Origin of the sequence: Paenibacillus sp. FSL R7-0302, from assembly GCF_038006885.1 — a bacterium.
In the GTDB taxonomy this organism is placed as follows: domain Bacteria; phylum Bacillota; class Bacilli; order Paenibacillales; family Paenibacillaceae; genus Paenibacillus_AQ.
This window is the reverse complement of the sequence record NZ_JBBOWB010000002.1, coordinates 1,435,600-1,455,057: the sequence shown is the minus strand read 5'-3', so window position 1 is coordinate 1,455,057 and position 19,458 is coordinate 1,435,600. Positions and strand designations below refer to the sequence as shown.

Below are 19,458 nucleotides of genomic sequence, written 5' to 3'. Positions count from 1 at the left end.
AATATCTATAATTTAATGTTGTGATCCCAGTGTCTCCCGGAGCAGCTTCGCCCGGTACATATCGCGTTCAGTAGGCGACAGCTCGTCGCCGAACAGCTTTTGCAGAAAGCCCGGCTGAGTCTTGACATTCAGCTCATTGAGCACTGAAATCGAAGGCCCTTCCAGAATCCCCAGATCTACACCAAGCCGCAGATCAGAAAGCCGCTGTGCCGATTCTTTAAGTTCCATCACAGCAGCATAGGCCAGAATTCCGTAGGAGCGCTTGATACGGTCCGTAATCCGCAGAGCGGAATCGACCAGCAGGCGTTCGCGGGCGTTGCGTTCATGCTCTATAATCTGAGTGACTACGCTGTGAAGATTCTCAATAATCTCATTTTCGGTCTGTCCGAGCGTAATCTGGTTGGAGATCTGAAAGATATTCCCTACTGCTTCGCTGCCTTCACCGTAAATTCCTCTAACGGTAAGCCCTACCTGATTAACTGCGGACAAAATGCGGTTGATCTGATGCGTCATCACCAAGGCCGGCAGATGAACCATAACCGAAGCTCTCAGCCCTGTTCCCACATTGGTGGGACAGCTTGTTAAGTAGCCTCTGCGGTCATCGAAAGCGTAATTGACAGCAGCCTCGAAAATATCATCGATGGCGGTTGCCCTCACCCAGGCTTCTCTGACCTGCAGCCCCGGGAACAGGCATTGAATGCGGAGATGATCCTCCTCATTAATCATAATGCTGACCGACTCGTCCTCGTTAAGAATGACGGCTCCGCCTTTGGAATCATCCGCCAGATTGGGACTGATGAGGTGCTTTTCCACCAGCACTTTTTTGTCCAGCTCACCCAGTTCATCCAGTCTCAGCAGCTCGAAGCTGCCGAAGTCGGCCGAAGCTTCACCCTGAAATACGGGGGCAAGCTGCTCCAGCACCTCCTCGGACTGCTCTCTTGAAGCGAGCAGCGGGAACGGAAGATGCTCCAGATTACGGGCGATACGCATACGGCTGCTGATGACAATCTCCGAATGGCTGCCGCCGCAGCGCATCCAGTCACTCAGTGCTTGTTCGGTAAACCGGAGACTTGACATGCCCGGATCCCTCCTATATATCAAAGACTTTACTCTTGTGGCATTTCTTTTTCAAGCTTGCGGATTCTGTCCCTCAGCTCAGCTGCGGTCTCGAACTCCTCCTGTACAATACTCTGCTGCAATTCCTGCTTCAGCTCATCAATCTGGCGCTTGCACATGATCTGTGCTCCCGCCCGCTTGGGCAGCTTGCCAACATGCGCTGTACTGCCATGCACCCGTCTGAAGAGCGGGTCGAGCGTACTGTCGAAATACTTATAGCAAGAGCTGCAGCCGAACCGTCCCAGCTTGCTGAACTGTGAATAGGTCATGCCGCAGTTTTCACAATGCAGACCCTGCGCATTCTGTGCTGCTGTCTTGCTCTTGCCTGCGCCTTCCAGATCCAGGAGACCGGAAAGCAAGCTGTGGATAGAGAAGCCTCCCGCAGTTCCGGGAATTAGTTCACCCTTCTCCCGCGCACAGCTTTCGCAGATATGAAATTCCGTCTTCTCCCCGTTCACAATCTTCGTGAAGTGGAGTGTAGCCGGTTTGACGCCGCATTCCTGGCATAGCATGAGCGGTGTCCCTCCTTACCATTTGACAAATTATTTGCCCAATAAAGAGATTAGCATAGCCTTCATAAGCTTGGCACGAATCTCATCCCGGTACGGCAGATTAACCGTCAGGCATTCCCGGGAAACCGCAGACCGCATCAGACACGCTTCACGTTTGGAGAGGAAACGGGCCTCCTCCAGCTGATAAATCAGCCCTTCGGCAGAATTCTGATCAATATCATTCCCTATCGTGGAGTTCAGATGTGCGTATAAGGCCACATTCTGAGGCAGCTCATAGCGCTGAATGCGGATATATCCTCCGCCGCCGCGTTTGCTCTCCACCACATATCCCTTTTCCAATGTGAACCGTGTGCTGATAACGTAATTGATCTGTGACGGGACACAGGAGAACTGGTCCGCCAGATCATTGCGCTGAATTTCCACCGTACCTTCGGGACTTTCATGCAAAATATTCTTCAGATATTGTTCAATAATATCGGAGATATTACGCATCACTCATCCTCCAGTGTGTAAGCATTGGTTAAATCTGTGCTGCGCCAACGCCTGCCGTCAGAAACATGCTCTTAAGAACTTAACCCGGTCAATGCATTAAGAATCGGCTGCAATAGCCTCTGCACTGCGCTTTTCCTCTAAATGTTACATTCCTGAGAACGATGAACTCCGGACTGCGTTGACTTTGACTTTCTTTGACTTTTTCATATTATAACATATTCTCACTGAATTCCAAGGGGTTACTCTTATTTTTTACTTTTTGGCTGTATTGTATTCCGGTTGCCTGCTTCGTTCACTGAATTGAGGCGTTATGTATAGGACAGCTCCTCCCTTTCCAAGGGAAGCGGAAGAGCCGTTCTCTGTCAGAAAAAATCGAATAATGCCGTCTCGGCCTGCGGAATCAGCGCTTCAAGCCAAGCCGCCGCCTCCGCAGTCCCGGATAATTGTCCGTACTTTGCCGCTTGAAGCGGACGTTTGTATCCCATCAGCAGCACAGTAAGCGTGCCGATACTGCATTCAAGATCAGCCTCAGACCGCCCGCCCTGAATCCGGGTGAACGTCGCTCCCCCCTGCTCCGACACAGTCCACCGCCATAACCCGTTGTTCCATGACGCTTGCTTATCTTCAATATAAAGCAACCGCTCCCGGTCACCCTCCGGCACATTGAAGGTCATGTTCTCCACAAAAGCCTTAGCATTGACGATACGCGCCATGAAGTATGGATAATTCTCCTGCGTAATCCGCGGATCAGGGAGGAGGAAGGGCAGAATGTCGTCAGCAGGCACCAGCTTCAGCTGTGCAGCCGTAATCATGGAGTCATGATTGGCCAGGAAGGTCCACAAGCCCTGGCGGGCAGACTCGTTTCCATAGATAAACTCATCTATGACCAGCTCCTGCTGCACTATTTTATACAACACATAGCCCTCCGGTTCACCCTGCTCAGAATAAAACACACAGGAATGCGCATCGTCATCAAGCACACTTTCCTTCCACCAGGTCTCAGTGCGCTGTAGAGTCCCGTTATACCTCATGGCGAATTGGTCGTACAGCTGCTGGAATACTGCAAGATCCGGGATATCGCGCTTCACGCTGCCCTTAATCTCCGTCTTGTGCGGGAACTTCCCTACCGGAAGAGTATACTTCTTATATTCACAGTAGATCTCCCAGCCGAATTTACGGTAAAAGGGAATCAGGAACGGATGCAAAAAGGACAACGTCTGACCGGCTTCGTTCATCGTCTGGAGCGCATGGGTCAGCAGATGGGCTACATAACCCTGCCGGCGGTTCTCCGGCCAAGTGGCTACACCGGCGATGCCCCCCATAGAAACGGGTTTGCCTTGTATATATACCTGTAACGGAAGAAGCGTCAGCTTCGCACCTATGCTGTCTCCTTCAAAAATCCCCCAGGTTTGTTCCGGTTTGAAGTTCTCCCTGGCGCGTACTCTATCTTCTGCAGAAACCTTATACTTAAAAGCATACTCGGACAAGCTCAGGCTGTCCTCAAATTCTCCGGCACGTAATTGCCTGATTTCCATTCTGTTCCCCCCGTTACATTCCATAAATTAGCTCCAGATATTTGCTTAATAGAGAGTATAACAAGCCAAGCCGCCGGATGCTAATAAAGGCTGGCCATCCGTTGCAAAAAGAATAGTTATCCACAGCTTTTGCACAGCAAAGCAAAAAACCGGAAAGAGTTTCTTTCCGGCTGAAATGAGTTATCCCCGATTACATTTTATCTATCCACAATATTCACTTTTTATCCACAAAATCGGTGTATTACTTATGTTTTCGCTTGACTCATCCACAATATTATGCCTTATGTCCCCATAATCCGTGGACCATTCAGTTCCTGGAATAGTATCCACATGTGCGCAACTTTTCTGTACTTACTGAAATCTATCCACAGCTTTTCCACAGCCCTGCCCGCACGCAAAAAAACCACTGTCGATTGCTCAACAATGGCTCATGTGCTTGGCAACGTCCTACTCTCCCAGGACCCTTCGGTCCAAGTACCATCGGCGCTGGAGGGCTTAACGGTCGTGTTCGGGATGGGTACGTGTGGAACCCCTCCGCTATCGCCACCAAACGGGCATTTACAGCGTAAATGCTTCAGGAAATTGATTCCTGAAAACTGAATCCGAAACGAATTTGTGTGTTAGTGTGTTTGGATAAGCCCTCGACCGATTAGTATTGGTCAGCTCCATGCATTGCTGCACTTCCACCTCCAACCTATCTACCTCGTCGTCTTCAAGGGGTCTTACTAATTGGGAAATCTCATCTTGAGGGGGGCTTCACGCTTAGATGCTTTCAGCGCTTATCCCGTCCGTACGTAGCTACTCAGCCATGCTCCTGGCGGAACAACTGATGCACCAGCGGTACGTCCATCCCGGTCCTCTCGTACTAAGGACAGCTCCTCTCAAATTTCCTGCGCCCACGACAGATAGGGACCGAACTGTCTCACGACGTTCTGAACCCAGCTCGCGTACCGCTTTAATGGGCGAACAGCCCAACCCTTGGGACCTACTTCAGCCCCAGGATGCGATGAGCCGACATCGAGGTGCCAAACCTCCCCGTCGATGTGGACTCTTGGGGGAGATAAGCCTGTTATCCCCAGGGTAGCTTTTATCCGTTGAGCGATGGCCCTTCCATGCGGTACCACCGGATCACTAAGTCCGACTTTCGTCCCTGCTCGACTTGTAGGTCTCGCAGTCAAGCTCCCTTATGCCTTTGCACTCTGCGAATGATTTCCAACCATTCTGAGGGAACCTTTGAACGCCTCCGTTACTCTTTAGGAGGCGACCGCCCCAGTCAAACTGCCCGCCTGACACGGTCCCCGTACCCGCTAAGGGCACTAGGTTAGAACCTAGATACGATCAGGGTGGTATCCCAACGGCGCCTCCGCAGAAGCTTGCGCTCCTGCCTCACCGGCTCCCACCTATCCTGTACAGATCGTACCCAAATTCAATATCAAGCTGCAGTAAAGCTCCATGGGGTCTTTCCGTCTTGTCGCGGGTAACCTGCATCTTCACAGGTATTAAAATTTCACCGGATCTCTCGTTGAGACAGCGCCCAAGTCGTTACGCCATTCGTGCGGGTCAGAATTTACCTGACAAGGAATTTCGCTACCTTAGGACCGTTATAGTTACGGCCGCCGTTTACTGGGGCTTCGGTTCACAGCTTCGGGTTACCCCTAACCGCTCCCCTTAACCTTCCAGCACCGGGCAGGCGTCAGCCCGTATACTTCGCCTTGCGGCTTCGCACAGACCTGTGTTTTTGCTAAACAGTCGCTTGGGCCTTTTCACTGCGGCCCCCTCGGGCTATTCACCCTACCGAGGCACCCCTTCTCCCGAAGTTACGGGGTCATTTTGCCGAGTTCCTTAACGAGAGTTCTTCCGCGCGCCTTAGAATTCTCTTCTCGCCTACCTGTGTCGGTTTGCGGTACGGGCACCTTCTCCTGACTAGAGGCTTTTCTTGGCAGTGTGAGATCATGACCTTCGCTACTATAATTTTCGCTCCCCATCACAGCCCAGCCTTACGATGTGCGGATTTGCCTGCACACCAGCCTCACTGCTTAGACGGACATCCATCAGTCCGCGTCACTACCCTCCTGCGTCACCCCATCGCTCATAGCGGATTACGGTGGTACAGTAATTTCAAACTGTTGTCCTTCGACTACGCCTGTCGGCCTCGCCTTAGGTCCCGACTTACCCTGAGCGGACGAGCCTTCCTCAGGAAACCTTGGGCTTTCGGCGGATCAGATTCTCACTGATCTTTTCGTTACTCATACCGGCATTCTCACTTGTATACTCTCCAGCGCTCCTTACGGTACACCTTCAACGTATATACAACGCTCCCCTACCCCAGGATCGACTTCACTCCAGCTTCGAAGTTCGTGTCTATCCCCTGGAGTCATTTAGCCAACCATCCTTTCAGATGATTTATTGGCATTCATGATTCCGGATAAACACGCCTCAAAGGCGCAGTGAAGTCGATCCTAGCCATAGCTTCGGTGGTGTGTTTAGCCCCGTTACATTTTCGGCGCAGAGTCACTCGACCAGTGAGCTATTACGCACTCTTTCAATGGTGGCTGCTTCTAAGCCAACATCCTGGTTGTCTGTGCAACTCCACATCCTTTCCCACTTAACACACACTTGGGGACCTTAGCTGATGGTCTGGGCTGTTTCCCTTTTGACAATGGATCTTAGCACTCACTGTCTGACTCCCGGCAAGAAGTAAATGGCATTCGGAGTTTGACTGAGCTTGGTAACCCTTGCGGGCCCCGCACCCAATCAGTGCTCTACCTCCACCACTCCATTCACCGAGGCTAGCCCTAAAGCTATTTCGGGGAGAACCAGCTATCTCCGAGTTCGATTGGAATTTCTCCGCTACCCCCACCTCATCCCCGCATTTTTCAACATGCGTGGGTTCGGGCCTCCAGTGCGTGTTACCGCACCTTCACCCTGGACAGGGGTAGATCACACGGTTTCGGGTCTACGTCCACATACTCAGTCGCCCTATTCAGACTCGCTTTCGCTGCGGCTCCGGCTTCTCACCTTAACCTTGCATGTTAAACGTAACTCGCCGGTTCATTCTACAAAAGGCACGCCATCACCCATAAAGAGGGCTCTGACTTTTTGTAAGCACACGGTTTCAGGTTCTATTTCACTCCCCTTCCGGGGTGCTTTTCACCTTTCCCTCACGGTACTGTTTCACTATCGGTCGCCAGGTAGTATTTAGCCTTAGCAGATGGTCCTGCTGGATTCATACGGGGTTTCACGTGCCCCGCACTACTCGGGATCCGTCTCGGAGAGAACACAGTTTGGGCTACAGGGCTTTTACCTCTATCGCGGGCCTTTCCAGACCTCTTCGCCTACTCTATTCCTTTGTAACTCCATGTGAGACGTCCCACAACCCCAAGAGGCAAGCCCCTTGGTTTAGGCTGTTCCGCGTTCGCTCGCCGCTACTGACGGAATCACTATTGTTTTCTCTTCCTCAGGGTACTTAGATGTTTCAGTTCCCCTGGTCTGCCTCTGCGTATCCTATGTATTCAGATACGAGTAACTGCGAATTACCACAGCTGGGTTTCCCCATTCGGACACCCCCGGATCAAAGCTTGCTTACAGCTCCCCGAGGCAGTTTCGTTGTTCGCCACGTCCTTCGTCGGCTCCTGGCGCCTAGGCATCCTCCGTGTGCTCTTAGTAGCTTAACCTCGATTTTTCCTTTAGGAAAATATCGGACATCGAATCACTTCAACGCCTGTATTTCCATCCAGATCATCGTTGCATCGCCATTAATTCAAAACTTGTTTGCACAAGTTCAGCTTAAAGGAATGTTCTAAAACGCAAATTCGTTTCGGTATCCAGTTTTCAAGGATCATGTCGCTGTTATTATGAAACAATCACGACTGTGATGTTCGGAATAACAGACAATGTATCGAGTATTTCAGACATAACAAATAGATGAAGTTTGTTGGTGGAGCCAAGCGGGATCGAACCGCTGACCTCCTGCTTGCAAGGCAGGCGCTCTCCCAGCTGAGCTATGGCCCCGCAAATTCCATCAAAACCGAACAAATGGAAACGCTCAAGGCTTCACGAAGTAAAGCCTGCTTCAGAAAGCAAGCTTCCTAAAGACTTTTATTTGAATGTCTTCGTTGCAGAAGACGATTCTCCATAGAAAGGAGGTGATCCAGCCGCACCTTCCGATACGGCTACCTTGTTACGACTTCACCCCAATCATCTACCCCACCTTCGGCGGCTGGCTCCCTTGCGGGTTACCCCACCGACTTCGGGTGTTGTAAACTCTCGTGGTGTGACGGGCGGTGTGTACAAGACCCGGGAACGTATTCACCGCGGCATGCTGATCCGCGATTACTAGCAATTCCGACTTCATGCAGGCGAGTTGCAGCCTGCAATCCGAACTGAGACCGGCTTTGCTGGGATTGGCTCCACCTCGCGGCTTCGCTTCCCGTTGTACCGGCCATTGTAGTACGTGTGTAGCCCAGGTCATAAGGGGCATGATGATTTGACGTCATCCCCACCTTCCTCCGGTTTGTCACCGGCAGTCACTCTAGAGTGCCCAGCTTCACCTGCTGGCAACTAAAGTCAAGGGTTGCGCTCGTTGCGGGACTTAACCCAACATCTCACGACACGAGCTGACGACAACCATGCACCACCTGTCTCAACTTTCCCCGAAGGGCACCTGATGCATCTCTGCTTCGTTAGTTGGATGTCAAGACCTGGTAAGGTTCTTCGCGTTGCTTCGAATTAAACCACATACTCCACTGCTTGTGCGGGTCCCCGTCAATTCCTTTGAGTTTCAGTCTTGCGACCGTACTCCCCAGGCGGAGTGCTTACTGTGTTAACTTCGGCACCAAGGGTATCGAAACCCCTAACACCTAGCACTCATCGTTTACGGCGTGGACTACCAGGGTATCTAATCCTGTTTGCTCCCCACGCTTTCGCGCCTCAGCGTCAGTTACAGCCCAGAAAGTCGCCTTCGCCACTGGTGTTCCTCCACATATCTACGCATTTCACCGCTACACGTGGAATTCCACTTTCCTCTTCTGTACTCAAGTCACCCAGTTTCCAGTGCGACCTCAGGTTGAGCCCAAGGTTTAAACACCAGACTTAAATAACCGCCTGCGCGCGCTTTACGCCCAATAATTCCGGACAACGCTTGCCCCCTACGTATTACCGCGGCTGCTGGCACGTAGTTAGCCGGGGCTTTCTTCTCAGGTACCGTCACTCCGGTAGCAGTTACTCTACCGGACGTTCTTCCCTGGCAACAGAGCTTTACGATCCGAAAACCTTCATCACTCACGCGGCGTTGCTCCGTCAGGCTTGCGCCCATTGCGGAAGATTCCCTACTGCTGCCTCCCGTAGGAGTCTGGGCCGTGTCTCAGTCCCAGTGTGGCCGTTCACCCTCTCAGGTCGGCTACGCATCGTCGCCTTGGTGGGCCGTTACCCCACCAACTAGCTAATGCGCCGCAGGCCCATCCCCAAGCAGCAGATTGCTCCGCCTTTCATTCTCTCCTCAGGAGAAGAAAGAAATTATCCGGTATTAGCTACCGTTTCCGGTAGTTATCCCAGGCTTGAGGGCAGGTTGCCTACGTGTTACTCACCCGTCCGCCGCTAAGTCTGAAAGGAAGCAAGCTTCCTTTCAGACTCCGCTCGACTTGCATGTATTAGGCACGCCGCCAGCGTTCGTCCTGAGCCAGGATCAAACTCTCCAATTAGGTTTTTCCGAAGGAAATAACCCTCCGAAAACTATCGAAAAGAGCGATTGCTCATTTTGAAACTGACGATTCATAAATGAATCTTGTAAAAATTAAAGCGTTCCATTTGTTCAGTTTTCAAAGAACTTGCTCCCGGCATTTCAACCTTACGTCTCTTGCACAGGAATTAGATCATATCATTTTATTACGTTTGTTGTCAACTTATTTTTCTTCCGCCGCTCAATTCAGCGTCGATGTCTCATAAGCACAAGAGATAATATATCACGCGTTCCAAACGTTTGCAAGTCTTTTTTGAAACAAAGATTAGGCACCTCTTTTTTTGAGGTAATAATGAATAGTTGACCGCTCCCCTGCACAAATTGATTCCCATAATGCTTCATTTGTCGCTACAATAGAATTTATCTTCGTATCCATAGATAACTTACTTATTAACTGTTCCTGAAAGGAGTTCAAATGTCCAACAAGACCCTGCCTCAAGCTCCACCCGGCTCTTTGGGTGAATCACGCAATCTGCAGCAGGCTACCATCTACCGCATTTTGCTTGCTGTCAGCTTTGTTCATTTATTCAATGATTCCATTCAGGCACTGATTCCGGCGATGTTCCCTGTACTAAAGGATAACCTGGTGCTCTCTTATGCCCAGATCGGCTGGATTGCGTTCGCGCTGAATCTCACCTCCTCGGTGATTCAGCCTATTATCGGCTTCGCCGCTGACCGGAAGCCGCGTCCGATCCTGCTCCCGCTGGGGATGTGCTGTACCTTTGCGGGGGTCTTCCTGCTCGCTTTTGCCGGCAATTATGTATTAGTGATTGTGTCCGTAATGCTTGTGGGCTTCGGATCAGCAGCGTTCCATCCGGAAGGCATGCGCGTGGCTCATATGGCTGCCGGTCAGCGCAAGGGGCTGTCGCAATCCATATTTCAGGTGGGCGGCAACGCCGGCCAGGCCTTGGGTCCTCTATTAATGAAGTGGGTATTCATTCCCTTCGGACAGATGGGCGCTCTCGGCTTCACCGTTATCGCCGCTGCCGGGGTGGCCATCCAGGCCTATGTGGCCCGCTGGTACCGCGAGATGCTGGATGCCGGATACACGTTCCGCAAAAAGTCAGCGGCACGCTCTATCGACCCTGCCCGCAGCAAACGTATTCTGATTACAACGGTTATTCTGGTCTTCATCGTATTCGTGCGATCCTGGTACGGCGCCTCCATCGGCGGGTATTACGCCTTCTATTTGATGGACAAATACGGGATGACGCTGGATAAGGCACAGATCTATATCTTCATCTATCTCGCTGCCGGCGCTGTAGGCACCTTCTTCGGCGGACCGCTGGCAGACCGCTTCGGCCGACGCAATCTCATCCTGGTGTCGATGATCGGGACGGTGCCGTTTGCGCTGGCCCTGCCTTTTGTGAACCAGTTCTGGGCGGCCGTGCTGCTGATCATCTCCGGGTTCATTCTACTATCCAGCTTCTCCGTCACTGTGATCTACGCGCAGATGCTGTATCCGGGCAATATCGGGACGGTCTCGGGTCTAATAACCGGCCTTGCTTTCGGGCTTGGCGGAATTGGTTCTGTCGTGATCGGGCATCTGATCGACACGATCGGAATCGCCACGGTGTTCGTGGCCTGCGGCTTCCTGCCGCTGCTCGGCCTGCTGGCGCTGCTGCTGCCCGGTGACAAGAAGCTGGAGGAATGGGCGGCGGAATAATCCGTAGAATCTGGATAACGCCAGAGAATTATTCAAGGGACACTTTTTGCGGTACAATTAGTTAAAACTTGAATTAATCACTCTAAGCCGGGGGCACCAGAGGAGGCCAAGCGCTTGAAAAACTTACTTACGACCCTTCGCAAAGGATACGGCAAGAAGCTCGTCTCGATTCACCTGTGGAATGCCTGGCTGGTCTTAATCCTTGCCGTTAGCGGTCTGATGCTAGTGGGCGGCTTCTGGAGAGAGCTGCTGGGCGAGGGCAGAGTGTGGCTGAAATGGGGCCATATCGTATTTGGACTGGCGCTGTTGATCCCTGTGGTCTACTATCTGTTCCTGGCAGCGAAGCACTGGAAGCGGCTGAAGGGTAAACCTGCGCAAAAAGCCAACGTCCTCTTCGTGCTTACGCTTTTGATCGGCTGGCTGATCTCAGGGGTTGTGCTCTGGCAGTTCAGGCTTGCCGGGCCGAGAGCAGCGAATACTGCGTTATTCATTCATGATCTGCTGACCTGGATCGGCCTTCCAGTCATCATCTATCACTCCATTACCCGGGTGAAGTGGCTGAAGGAGCCCAAGAAGCGCACGATTGTGGCAGAAGCTGTCCCTCTTGAAGAGGCCTCTTCACCCGCAGGACGGGCACGGCGCGCGGCTCCTTCTGAAGCCCAGCCTATGTATTCACGCCGTGGTTTCATCAAGGCTGCGGTAGGCGCAGGGCTTGCTGTCACGCTCGGCCCTACTTTTGTCCGCTGGATCGGTAAATCCCTGCAGTTCCCGGGTACAGCCGACTATGCGGCAACCAATGCCAATGCATTGATTCCAGATCCTATTCCGCTGGCGGAATCAGCACCTCCTATCGGCGGGGGAGCCGAGGGCAGCTTTCGCGTATATACGGTCACAGCCATTCCTGCGTTCGACAACTCCAACTGGTCTTTTACCATTGATGGGCTGGTGGATAAGAAGCTGAGCTGGAACTGGGAAGAGTTCGTCAAGCTGCAGCGCGAGGTACAGGTCAGTGATTTTCACTGCGTGACCGGCTGGTCTGTGTACAAAAATACATGGGAGGGCCTCCCCCTCTCGAAGCTGCTCGATATGGCCGGTGTGCAGCCTGGGGCCGTCATGGTCAAGCTCTACTCGGGAGACGGTGTCTATACGGACTCACTCACTCTGGATCAGGCGAGGATGGACGATATCATGGTGGCCGTGATGCACGATGGCAAACCTATCCCCAATCAGCTCGGCGGGCCGGTTCGACTGGTGACTCCGCAAATGTATGCCTATAAGTCCGTCAAATGGCTGAACCGGATTGAGTTAATCAATGAAGATTATACCGGGTACTGGGAACAGCGGGGATACGATAAGGATGCCTGGCTGCCGGGTGCGAAGCGGGTGTAATGTAGCTTTTGTTCTCTATTCAGTACAAAAAACCTCCTTTCCCAATCCGGGATTTGGAGGTTTTTTGGTTCTTGCTTCATGGATCACAGGCTGGTGAAGGAAGCGTCGTACAGGCGGAACATGGTTTTGTAGCCGGACTCGTCAATCTTGATTCCAACATCCAGGCGCCCCGATATCTCCAGCGGACCTGAGATGTACCGGAGCTTACTGCCTTCAGGAACAAATACGATCATAATCTTGTTCCAGTAGGTCTCATCCCCATTATCAAACGGACATTCGGCACCCGGTTCGGGGATCAGCAGAAACCAGTTTTTCTCAAAAGAAAGGACCTCACCCATGAAGCCCTTAATGGTCACCTGCTGTCCGCTGAGATCCCAGAAGTGCTCTGAGGGCCGGGTCTGATCGTCTCCATCAAAAAAACCATTCCAGTCTATGGCCTTATTCCCCGTGAAGGCAGCACCCACGGTAGCGGCTGCCGCTGGTGCCGCAGACGGAGACAGTGACGGTGACACGCTTAATGCCGGAGCAGATCCAGCCTTGACGGGTTCCGCTACAACGCTGCTCCCCCCGGTATCCTTAGGCGATGCCACTGGGCGGGGGCTGTGTACAGAAGAAGAGGCGGCCGGGCTCGGGGTAGTAGTTACAGTCTTTCCGGAGGGCTTCCGGGTAGCCGTCCCTACAGGTGCAGCAGTAGGCGCGGGAGACGGCTTGAACGTAACCGTCACCTTAGGTCCGGCATCCGTACCTTTGGATGGAGCAGCGGATGCAGCAACTCCGTCTTTGGCTACTGGAGCAGTGGCCTGCGGAGAAGGGGATGAGGATATCTGTGCTTCCTTCGCGACTTCCTCAGTGCTCTGCGGAGCTTCTGCCACCGCCGCAAAGGACTCCCCGTTTCCGTTAGTAGCAGCATTCTGGCCACATGCCTGAAGCAGCAGCATACCTGTCACAGCTCCTGACAGCAGAAGCATTCTTCCTTGTAGTCGTATCAATTGAACGTACCTCCTATGATTTGAACAAGGCGAGCGGATGCATCCGGTACATCCGGAAGGCCGGTCCAAGCGAGGACAGCAGACCTATAGCCAGCGCACCAAGCACAATAAGCCCATGCTCCGGTGTCCAGTGGTAGGGCTCGATTTGAATACCCGCCTGCGAGAACAGCATATCCTTAAGCAGATAAGCTCCGAGATGTCCGATTACAAGCCCCACGATAAGTCCGGTTGCTGTTACCAGCAGGCCTTCTGTGGTCAGGGAGAGCCATACGTAGGCCCGTGATTTTCCGAGAAGACGCAGTATTCCGACATCCTTGGTCCGCTCCGAGGCTGCTGCAACAAGAGATAATAGAATCGCAATAGCTGCGAGCAGCACACATATGGCTGTCAGCATCCCAAGCAGCCGGGAGCCCTGATCCACTGCATTCAACACCTCGGACACAGCCTTGCTGGTATACGCCGCCTGGACACCATTGCTGCCATCGAACGCCTGCTTCAAATCATGGGCCCCCAGCAGACTGGCCGGCTTAACGAGCACCGCCGTAATCTCCCGTTCCTCAGGCGCGAGCCCGTGTACAGCCCAGGCATAGTCCACCGTTGTAAAGACCGCACGGTCATCTGGAGTATGGAGCTCTGGAAGAATACCCGCTACCCTGTATCGAAAATCCTCATGGGCATGCCCGCCTGACTCTCCGGCTTCATGTTCCTCCTCATGACCCTCCTCGTGCTCAGCCGCTGCGGATTCGTGGTCTTCTCCCTGCACAAGTCCATGCGCCCCCGCAAAGGTATCGCCTACCTTCAGTCCTAGTGACTGGGCAACATACGAGCCGATAATCGTATCACCGGTATGGGCATACATCTTACCTTCCTGCAGCCTGCTGCCGCCATAGCGGGTGAAGAAGTAACCGGAATCTATCCCGACAATCGGATACCCCTTGTAGTTATCGCCCGTGGTCATCGCAAAGGCGGCTTCGACAGACGGGTCCTGCCGTGCCTCATCCAGAACAGTGAGCGGGATATTCCCGGTTGGTGCGCCGATATGATAAAAGGTATTGAGCACCAGCTGCGTCTCACTTCCCGCTGCTCCTATGACAAGGTCAAAGGGTCCATATCCCTTCTTGGCCCCCTGCTCCACACTCTGCCGGGAGAGGACAAGCAAAACGATAAAAGCAACGGTAATCGCCACTGCACACACGGTAAGAAGAGACAGGAATCGCCGGTGCAGTACATTGCGGAGAGTGAGCCGGAACAGACTCATAGCGAAATCCCCTCCTTGTCCACCCCACTGAGCGAAGAGCGCTGCCGGGATAATGCCTCCCGCCGCACTTCATTGATATCCTGAATGTTCAAGCGGCGTGGAAACCGTTCAGCCATATTGAGGTCATGGGTTACCACGATTAAAGTGTGTCCATGCGCCGCGCTAAGCTCCAGGAGCAGAGAGGATATCTCATCGGCCGTCTCCCAGTCCAAGCTGCCGGTCGGTTCATCTGCCAGCAGAAGCGGCGGGTGATTGACCATGGCCCTTACAATAGCAACACGCTGCTGCTGCCCGCGTGAGAGCTGGGAAGGCAGATGCCTTCCGCGGCCACCCAGACCCACCTGCTCCAGCCAGCCGTCCACTATGCGCCGTCTCTCCTTTTGCGGAAGCCGGGTCGTCATGGCAATCTCGATATTCTGCCGTGCAGTTAGCGAAGGAATCAGATGGAAGTCTTGAAGCACATAGCCGATAGCAGAAGCACGAAAGGCATCGCGCTTCGCCTCAGTTAACTCGTGAAGCGGCTGCCCATCTACGGTAATTCTGCCGCTGTCTGCACGCATAATGCCGCTGATCAGGTGCAAAAGCGTGCTTTTACCGGACCCGCTGGGTCCGGTAATGGCTACGCACTCTCCCTTTTCAACCTTCCAAAGGGGGATATTGAGAATCGGTACAGCTCTGCCGTCCACTTTGAATTGTTTGGTCAAATTCTGAATCTGAAGCAATAAGAGCCACTCCTATCTGAGCACAATGCGTTCGGATAACGCATCCCAGGTTAAGGTCGTGCCCTTCAACTGGTTGAATGCACTAAGCGGAAGGTAGAGTACGTTGTTATCCACATCCACCGTGTATGCGGCCGCTTTGCTGTTCAGCTTCGCTGTTTTACCGGTCAGATCGACCTCGATCGTATTCTTTCCGATAGTGAGCTTGGCGGTAGAAGTATTCCCTGTATAGCTTCCTCCAAGCGCCTTCACCAGAGCCTGAGCCGGGTAGAGCACTTCATTGTCGCGGCTGATTTTGAATTTCGGATAGACATACTTCGACTGCAGCTCTGCGGAACGCTTGTTCAGATCCAGTCCCAGTATTCCCGCTCCCATAGTTGCGATCTGCGTATTGTCAATCTGTCCCTTCACCTTGTCAGCAATCGGGCCATACGCCCACACCCCAACATCCACTGCAGAGTGGCCGTGACCCGACCAGCCGACCAGCAGGCGCTTGGAGATCACTGCATTATATGCGCCCTCCCGTTTGTACGAAGATCCGTCACCATTCATAATCTGGGTAACTTCCTCCTCCGTCAGATCCGTGATCCAGGTGTTTGCCGTTACGATCTTGCGGATCTCTTCCGGTGTCTGCGCTGCTTCAAGATCTGCTGCCAGACTCTCGGAGGAGTGCTTCTGCTTGTTCCACAGATCGATGTTGATCTCATAGATATTGTCACGCGAGAGTGAGAGACCGCCTGTCTCATGGTCAGCAGTAACCACTACGGAGGTGTTACCGTTTTTCTTCGCAAATTCAACTGCTGTCTTGAAGGCGGCGTCGAAGTCAAGCGCTTCCTGCACCAGGGTCGGCAGATCGTTGGCATGACCGGCATGGTCGATACGCCCGCCTTCAATCATCATGACGAAGCCGTCTTTATCGGCGGACAGAATATTCAGTGCCTTGGAGGTCATCGCCGGGAGGCTTGGAATTTCCGGAGTGCGGTCTGGCGTGTAAGCCACATGGGAGTTACCGAACAAGCCTAATACCTTGGTATTCTTGGAAGTGAGTGCATTTAAGGCTGCGGTATTCTCAACCACCGTATAGCCTTTGGCTTTGAAGTCAGGCAGCAGGTTCTTATCCGTACGCTTGCCCTTCTCATCCTTGGTCAGGAAAAACTGCTTCCCGCCGCCCATGAGCACATCTACACCGCTCTCCAGATACTGTGAGGCAATCGCCGATTCATTGTCACGGTTACGGACATGGGAAGCGTACACGGCAGGTGTGGCATGGGTGATACGGGCAGTAGTCACAAGGCCGGTGGCCTTGCCCGCGCTCTCGGCAGCTTCGATAATAGAAGCAAACGGCTTGGAGACATCTTCATTAGAGACACTGATGCCTGCGTTATAGGTTTTATGGCCTGTTGCAAATGCAGTACCGGCAGAGGCGGAGTCTGTGACGATCCCGGATACGATTTTCCCGCTGTCCTCTCCCCGGTCTGCATATGTAGTAGCTTGTCCCACGTAGTATGGATCGAGGTTCAGGTGCTTGACTCCCTTGGTATATTGCTGAAAATATCTTGCCGCAGACACTTGGGCCGGGCCCATGCCGTCGCCGATCAGAACGATAAGATTCTTAGACTGGGCCTTGGCAGCGCCCCCGGAATTAGCCGGGCTCTTGGCCGCCCCTGCAAGTGTTGCTCCTGAGACTACGGCTGCCGCCAATCCTCCAAAAATCATGCCCCTCATTAACTTGTTCATCATATACCCCTTCCTCATTGTGACGGTTCTAATCCCAAGCTTACCTTGGAAAGATTAACTAACTGTCAAAATAAGTATGGAGTTGTATTAAATTATCAAGTGTTCATGTGAAACATATAAAGGCTACTCATATAAAAAGCCCTGTATCCCTCCGCCGTCAGGCAAAGGAAGTACAGGACTCCTGTTCTGTTACATTCAATATCCGTTGATAATCCTTATTCTACATCTCCAGCAGGCGGATCAGCTCGTCTTCATCCTCAATGACTTGAATGCCGAGCTGCTGAGCCTTGGCCAGCTTGCTGCCCGCCTTCTCCCCGGCGATGACCAGGTCAGTCTTCTTGGAGACGCTGCCGGATACCTTGGCTCCCAGAGCTTCCAGGCGTTCGGCGGCTTCCTCGCGGGTCATTTTTTGCAGGGAACCGGTCAAGACGACTGTCTTGCCGCTGAAATAGGTATTCGTATTGACTACACGCGGAGCTTCAGGAGCCTTGGCCTCTACCCCCAGCGCCCGCATACGGTCGATGCTAACCACTACAAACGGGTCGGCAAAATAATTCACGATGCTCTCCGCCACAATCCCTCCGATATCCGGCAGTCCGGCCAGTTCCTCCGCTGTAGCAGACATGACGGCTTCCAGGCTGCGGTAATGGTCGGCCAGCATTCTTGTCGTGGCTTTGCCGGTATTAGGAATGCCGAGTGCATAGAGGAAGGATGCCAGATCTCTCCCTTTGCTGTCTTCAAGTGCCTTCAGCAGATTCGCCGCCTTCTTCTCTCCGAACCGTTCCAGCTTCACCAGTTGGTCGAAGGTTAGCTCGTACAGATCCGCAGGCTCCCGTACACTAAGCTCCTCATGCAGCTGAGCCGCCGTCTTCTCACTGAACGTCTCAATATCCATGGCATCTCTGGAGGCAAAATGCGTAATCCGGCTGACAATCTGCGGCTTGCAGTCAAGCTTGTTGTTGCAGAACAGATGAGCGCCGCGCATCTCCAGCGGGAACCCGCAGGCTGGACATTCCTCAGGGAATAGTATCTCCCCGCCGTCACTCTCTTCTGTCACCTTACCCAGAATCTCCGGGATAACATCATTGGAGCGGCGGATGAATACCCGTGTACCCAGGGCAAACTTCAAGTTCTTGCGTTCAATATCGCCTACGTTATTGAGTGTGCAGTTCTGTACCGTGACCCCGGCTAGTTCCACTGCTTCTACCCGCGCCAGCGGAGTGACCTTGCCGGTACGGCCGACATTCCAGCTGACGGACTCCAGCACAGTCGTAGTCTCTTCCGCCTCAAATTTATAGGCTACGGCCCAGCGCGGGAACTTGTCGGTATAGCCCAGGGCCTCACGGATGCGGAAGTCCGTGACCTTAATAACCGCCCCGTCAATCAGATAATCCAGACCGGAACGGCTCTCTTCAATCTCTGCCAGCTGCTCGGTCACATCATCGAAATTGCTGAAATAGTTGAGGTAAGGGTTAACCTTGAACTGGTTGCTGCGCAGGAAATCCATCATCTCCTGATGATCGGCGAACTGCACGCCCTCTGCATACCCCACATTATAAAAGAAAGCATTCAGCCTGCGGTCGGCAGTCATCTTCGGGTTCAGGTTGCGCAGCGCACCCGCCGCACCGTTGCGTGCATTCTTCAGCGGCTCTGCTGCGCGGGTATTATAATCCGCCAGTACAGACAGGTTCATAATCCCCTCACCCTGCACTTCAATAACGCCTTCCTTGAACGGAATATTCAGCGGAACGGACTTGATCGTCTTCACCTGGGCCAGAATTCCCTCACCTGTCACCCCGTTGCCGCGGGTAGCTGCTTGTACAAGTGCCCCGTCACGATAGGTCAGGTTCAGGGTCAAGCCGTCGAACTTCAGCTCCACGGCATAACACGGCTCCGGCAGCGGATTGTCCGGGTTCTTGGTATTATAATCATTCACCAGCTTCAGCACACGGGTGTTCCAGGTACGAAGCTGTTCAATATTCTGCGCCTTATCCAGACTCCACAGCGGCGCCAGATGGCGGTGCGGCGTGAAGCCCTTCAGCAGCTCTCCGCCTACACGCTGGGTTGGGGAATGCGGAAGCACAATCCCGCTCTCCGCTTCCAGGGCCACCAGCTTATCGTAGAGCACATCATATTCCTTGTCGCTAATCTGCGGGGCATCCAGCGTATAGTAGTGATAATTGTATTGATTCAGCTCTTCTACAAGCTCTTCCATCGTGAACATCATATCCATCCGGCATATCCCTCCGTCAAATAGGTTTCCTACGGTTAGCGTGATCCAAAAGCACTGCCGTTAATCGCAAGCTTG

Annotated in this window: 11 protein-coding genes, 1 tRNA gene and 3 rRNA genes; 2 read left to right on the top strand and 13 right to left on the bottom strand. The window is 53.0% G+C overall.

Annotated features, from left to right (window positions below; genetic code table 11):
- Positions 1 to 12 precede the first annotated feature (12 nt).
- The 8 genes from MKY96_RS32095 to MKY96_RS32060 all read right to left on the bottom strand — a co-directional run bounded on the left by MKY96_RS32095 (position 13) and on the right by MKY96_RS32060 (position 9,354).
- On the bottom strand, positions 13 to 1,077 hold the full coding sequence (locus MKY96_RS32095) for a protein arginine kinase (protein WP_036721897.1): 1,065 nt from the start codon (positions 1,075 to 1,077) through the stop codon (positions 13 to 15).
- A gap of 29 nt (positions 1,078 to 1,106) precedes the next feature.
- Positions 1,107 to 1,628: a UvrB/UvrC motif-containing protein gene (locus tag MKY96_RS32090; protein ID WP_340946713.1), complete on the bottom strand. Its 522-nt coding sequence runs from the start codon at positions 1,626 to 1,628 to the stop codon at positions 1,107 to 1,109.
- A gap of 30 nt (positions 1,629 to 1,658) precedes the next feature.
- The gene (locus MKY96_RS32085) at positions 1,659 to 2,120 is read right to left on the bottom strand and encodes a CtsR family transcriptional regulator (protein WP_036721901.1); all 462 of its coding nucleotides are present in this window, start codon (positions 2,118 to 2,120) and stop codon (positions 1,659 to 1,661) included.
- A 362-nt stretch (positions 2,121 to 2,482) separates the two neighbouring features.
- Positions 2,483 to 3,655, bottom strand: coding sequence for a GNAT family N-acetyltransferase (locus MKY96_RS32080; protein WP_340946710.1), 1,173 nt, complete (start codon positions 3,653 to 3,655; stop codon positions 2,483 to 2,485).
- A gap of 434 nt (positions 3,656 to 4,089) precedes the next feature.
- Positions 4,090 to 4,206, bottom strand: a 5S ribosomal RNA gene (rrf, locus tag MKY96_RS32075).
- A gap of 78 nt (positions 4,207 to 4,284) precedes the next feature.
- Positions 4,285 to 7,329 (bottom strand): 23S ribosomal RNA (locus MKY96_RS32070).
- Between the two features lie 261 nt (positions 7,330 to 7,590).
- Positions 7,591 to 7,666: transfer RNA gene (locus MKY96_RS32065), tRNA-Ala, on the bottom strand.
- Between the two features lie 127 nt (positions 7,667 to 7,793).
- Positions 7,794 to 9,354 (bottom strand): 16S ribosomal RNA (locus MKY96_RS32060).
- Together the 16S, 23S and 5S rRNA genes with 1 tRNA gene alongside form the textbook arrangement of a ribosomal RNA operon.
- 453 nt (positions 9,355 to 9,807) lie before the next feature.
- Here MKY96_RS32060 and MKY96_RS32055 point away from each other — a divergent pair.
- A complete protein-coding gene (locus tag MKY96_RS32055) occupies positions 9,808 to 11,058 on the top strand; it encodes an MFS transporter (RefSeq protein ID WP_340946709.1) in 1,251 nt (416 codons plus the stop codon).
- Positions 11,059 to 11,172: 114 nt separating this feature from the next.
- Positions 11,173 to 12,447 carry a molybdopterin-dependent oxidoreductase gene (locus MKY96_RS32050; protein WP_340946707.1) on the top strand — a complete coding sequence of 425 codons (1,275 nt, stop codon included), beginning with the start codon at positions 11,173 to 11,175 and terminating at the stop codon, positions 12,445 to 12,447.
- Between the two features lie 83 nt (positions 12,448 to 12,530).
- Here the strand turns inward: MKY96_RS32050 and MKY96_RS32045 are convergent, their stop codons facing one another.
- The 5 genes from MKY96_RS32045 to ligA form a co-directional block, all read right to left on the bottom strand.
- Positions 12,531 to 13,436, bottom strand: coding sequence for a hypothetical protein (locus MKY96_RS32045; protein WP_340946706.1), 906 nt, complete (start codon positions 13,434 to 13,436; stop codon positions 12,531 to 12,533).
- A 13-nt stretch (positions 13,437 to 13,449) separates the two neighbouring features.
- Entirely contained in the window at positions 13,450 to 14,694 is a 1,245-nt protein-coding gene (locus MKY96_RS32040) for an ABC transporter permease (RefSeq protein WP_340946704.1), read from the bottom strand.
- Positions 14,691 to 15,416 carry an ABC transporter ATP-binding protein gene (locus MKY96_RS32035; RefSeq protein ID WP_340946702.1) on the bottom strand — a complete coding sequence of 242 codons (726 nt, stop codon included), beginning with the start codon at positions 15,414 to 15,416 and terminating at the stop codon, positions 14,691 to 14,693. The genes MKY96_RS32040 and MKY96_RS32035 overlap by 4 nt, the downstream gene beginning before the upstream one ends.
- Positions 15,417 to 15,428: 12 nt before the next feature.
- Positions 15,429 to 17,150: an alkaline phosphatase gene (locus tag MKY96_RS32030; protein WP_340946832.1), complete on the bottom strand. Its 1,722-nt coding sequence runs from the start codon at positions 17,148 to 17,150 to the stop codon at positions 15,429 to 15,431.
- A 220-nt stretch (positions 17,151 to 17,370) separates the two neighbouring features.
- Positions 17,371 to 19,383, bottom strand: a complete 2,013-nt coding sequence (ligA, locus tag MKY96_RS32025) for an NAD-dependent DNA ligase LigA (protein WP_340946701.1) — start codon at positions 19,381 to 19,383, stop codon at positions 17,371 to 17,373.
- Positions 19,384 to 19,458 lie beyond the last annotated feature (75 nt).

What these genes read in the sequence shown, in the direction of transcription:
- MKY96_RS32095 (WP_036721897.1), bottom strand. Translation starts at nt 1,077, where the DNA reads ATGTCAAGTCTCCGGTTTACCGAACAAGCACTGAGTGACTGGATGCGC.
- MKY96_RS32090 (WP_340946713.1), bottom strand. Translation starts at nt 1,628, where the DNA reads ATGCTATGCCAGGAATGCGGCGTCAAACCGGCTACACTCCACTTCACG.
- MKY96_RS32085 (WP_036721901.1), bottom strand. Translation starts at nt 2,120, where the DNA reads ATGCGTAATATCTCCGATATTATTGAACAATATCTGAAGAATATTTTG.
- MKY96_RS32080 (WP_340946710.1), bottom strand. Translation starts at nt 3,655, where the DNA reads ATGGAAATCAGGCAATTACGTGCCGGAGAATTTGAGGACAGCCTGAGC.
- MKY96_RS32055 (WP_340946709.1), top strand. Translation starts at nt 9,808, where the DNA reads ATGTCCAACAAGACCCTGCCTCAAGCTCCACCCGGCTCTTTGGGTGAA.
- MKY96_RS32040 (WP_340946704.1), bottom strand. Translation starts at nt 14,694, where the DNA reads ATGAGTCTGTTCCGGCTCACTCTCCGCAATGTACTGCACCGGCGATTC.
- MKY96_RS32030 (WP_340946832.1), bottom strand. Translation starts at nt 17,150, where the DNA reads ATGAACAAGTTAATGAGGGGCATGATTTTTGGAGGATTGGCGGCAGCC.
- ligA (WP_340946701.1), bottom strand. Translation starts at nt 19,383, where the DNA reads ATGGATATGATGTTCACGATGGAAGAGCTTGTAGAAGAGCTGAATCAA.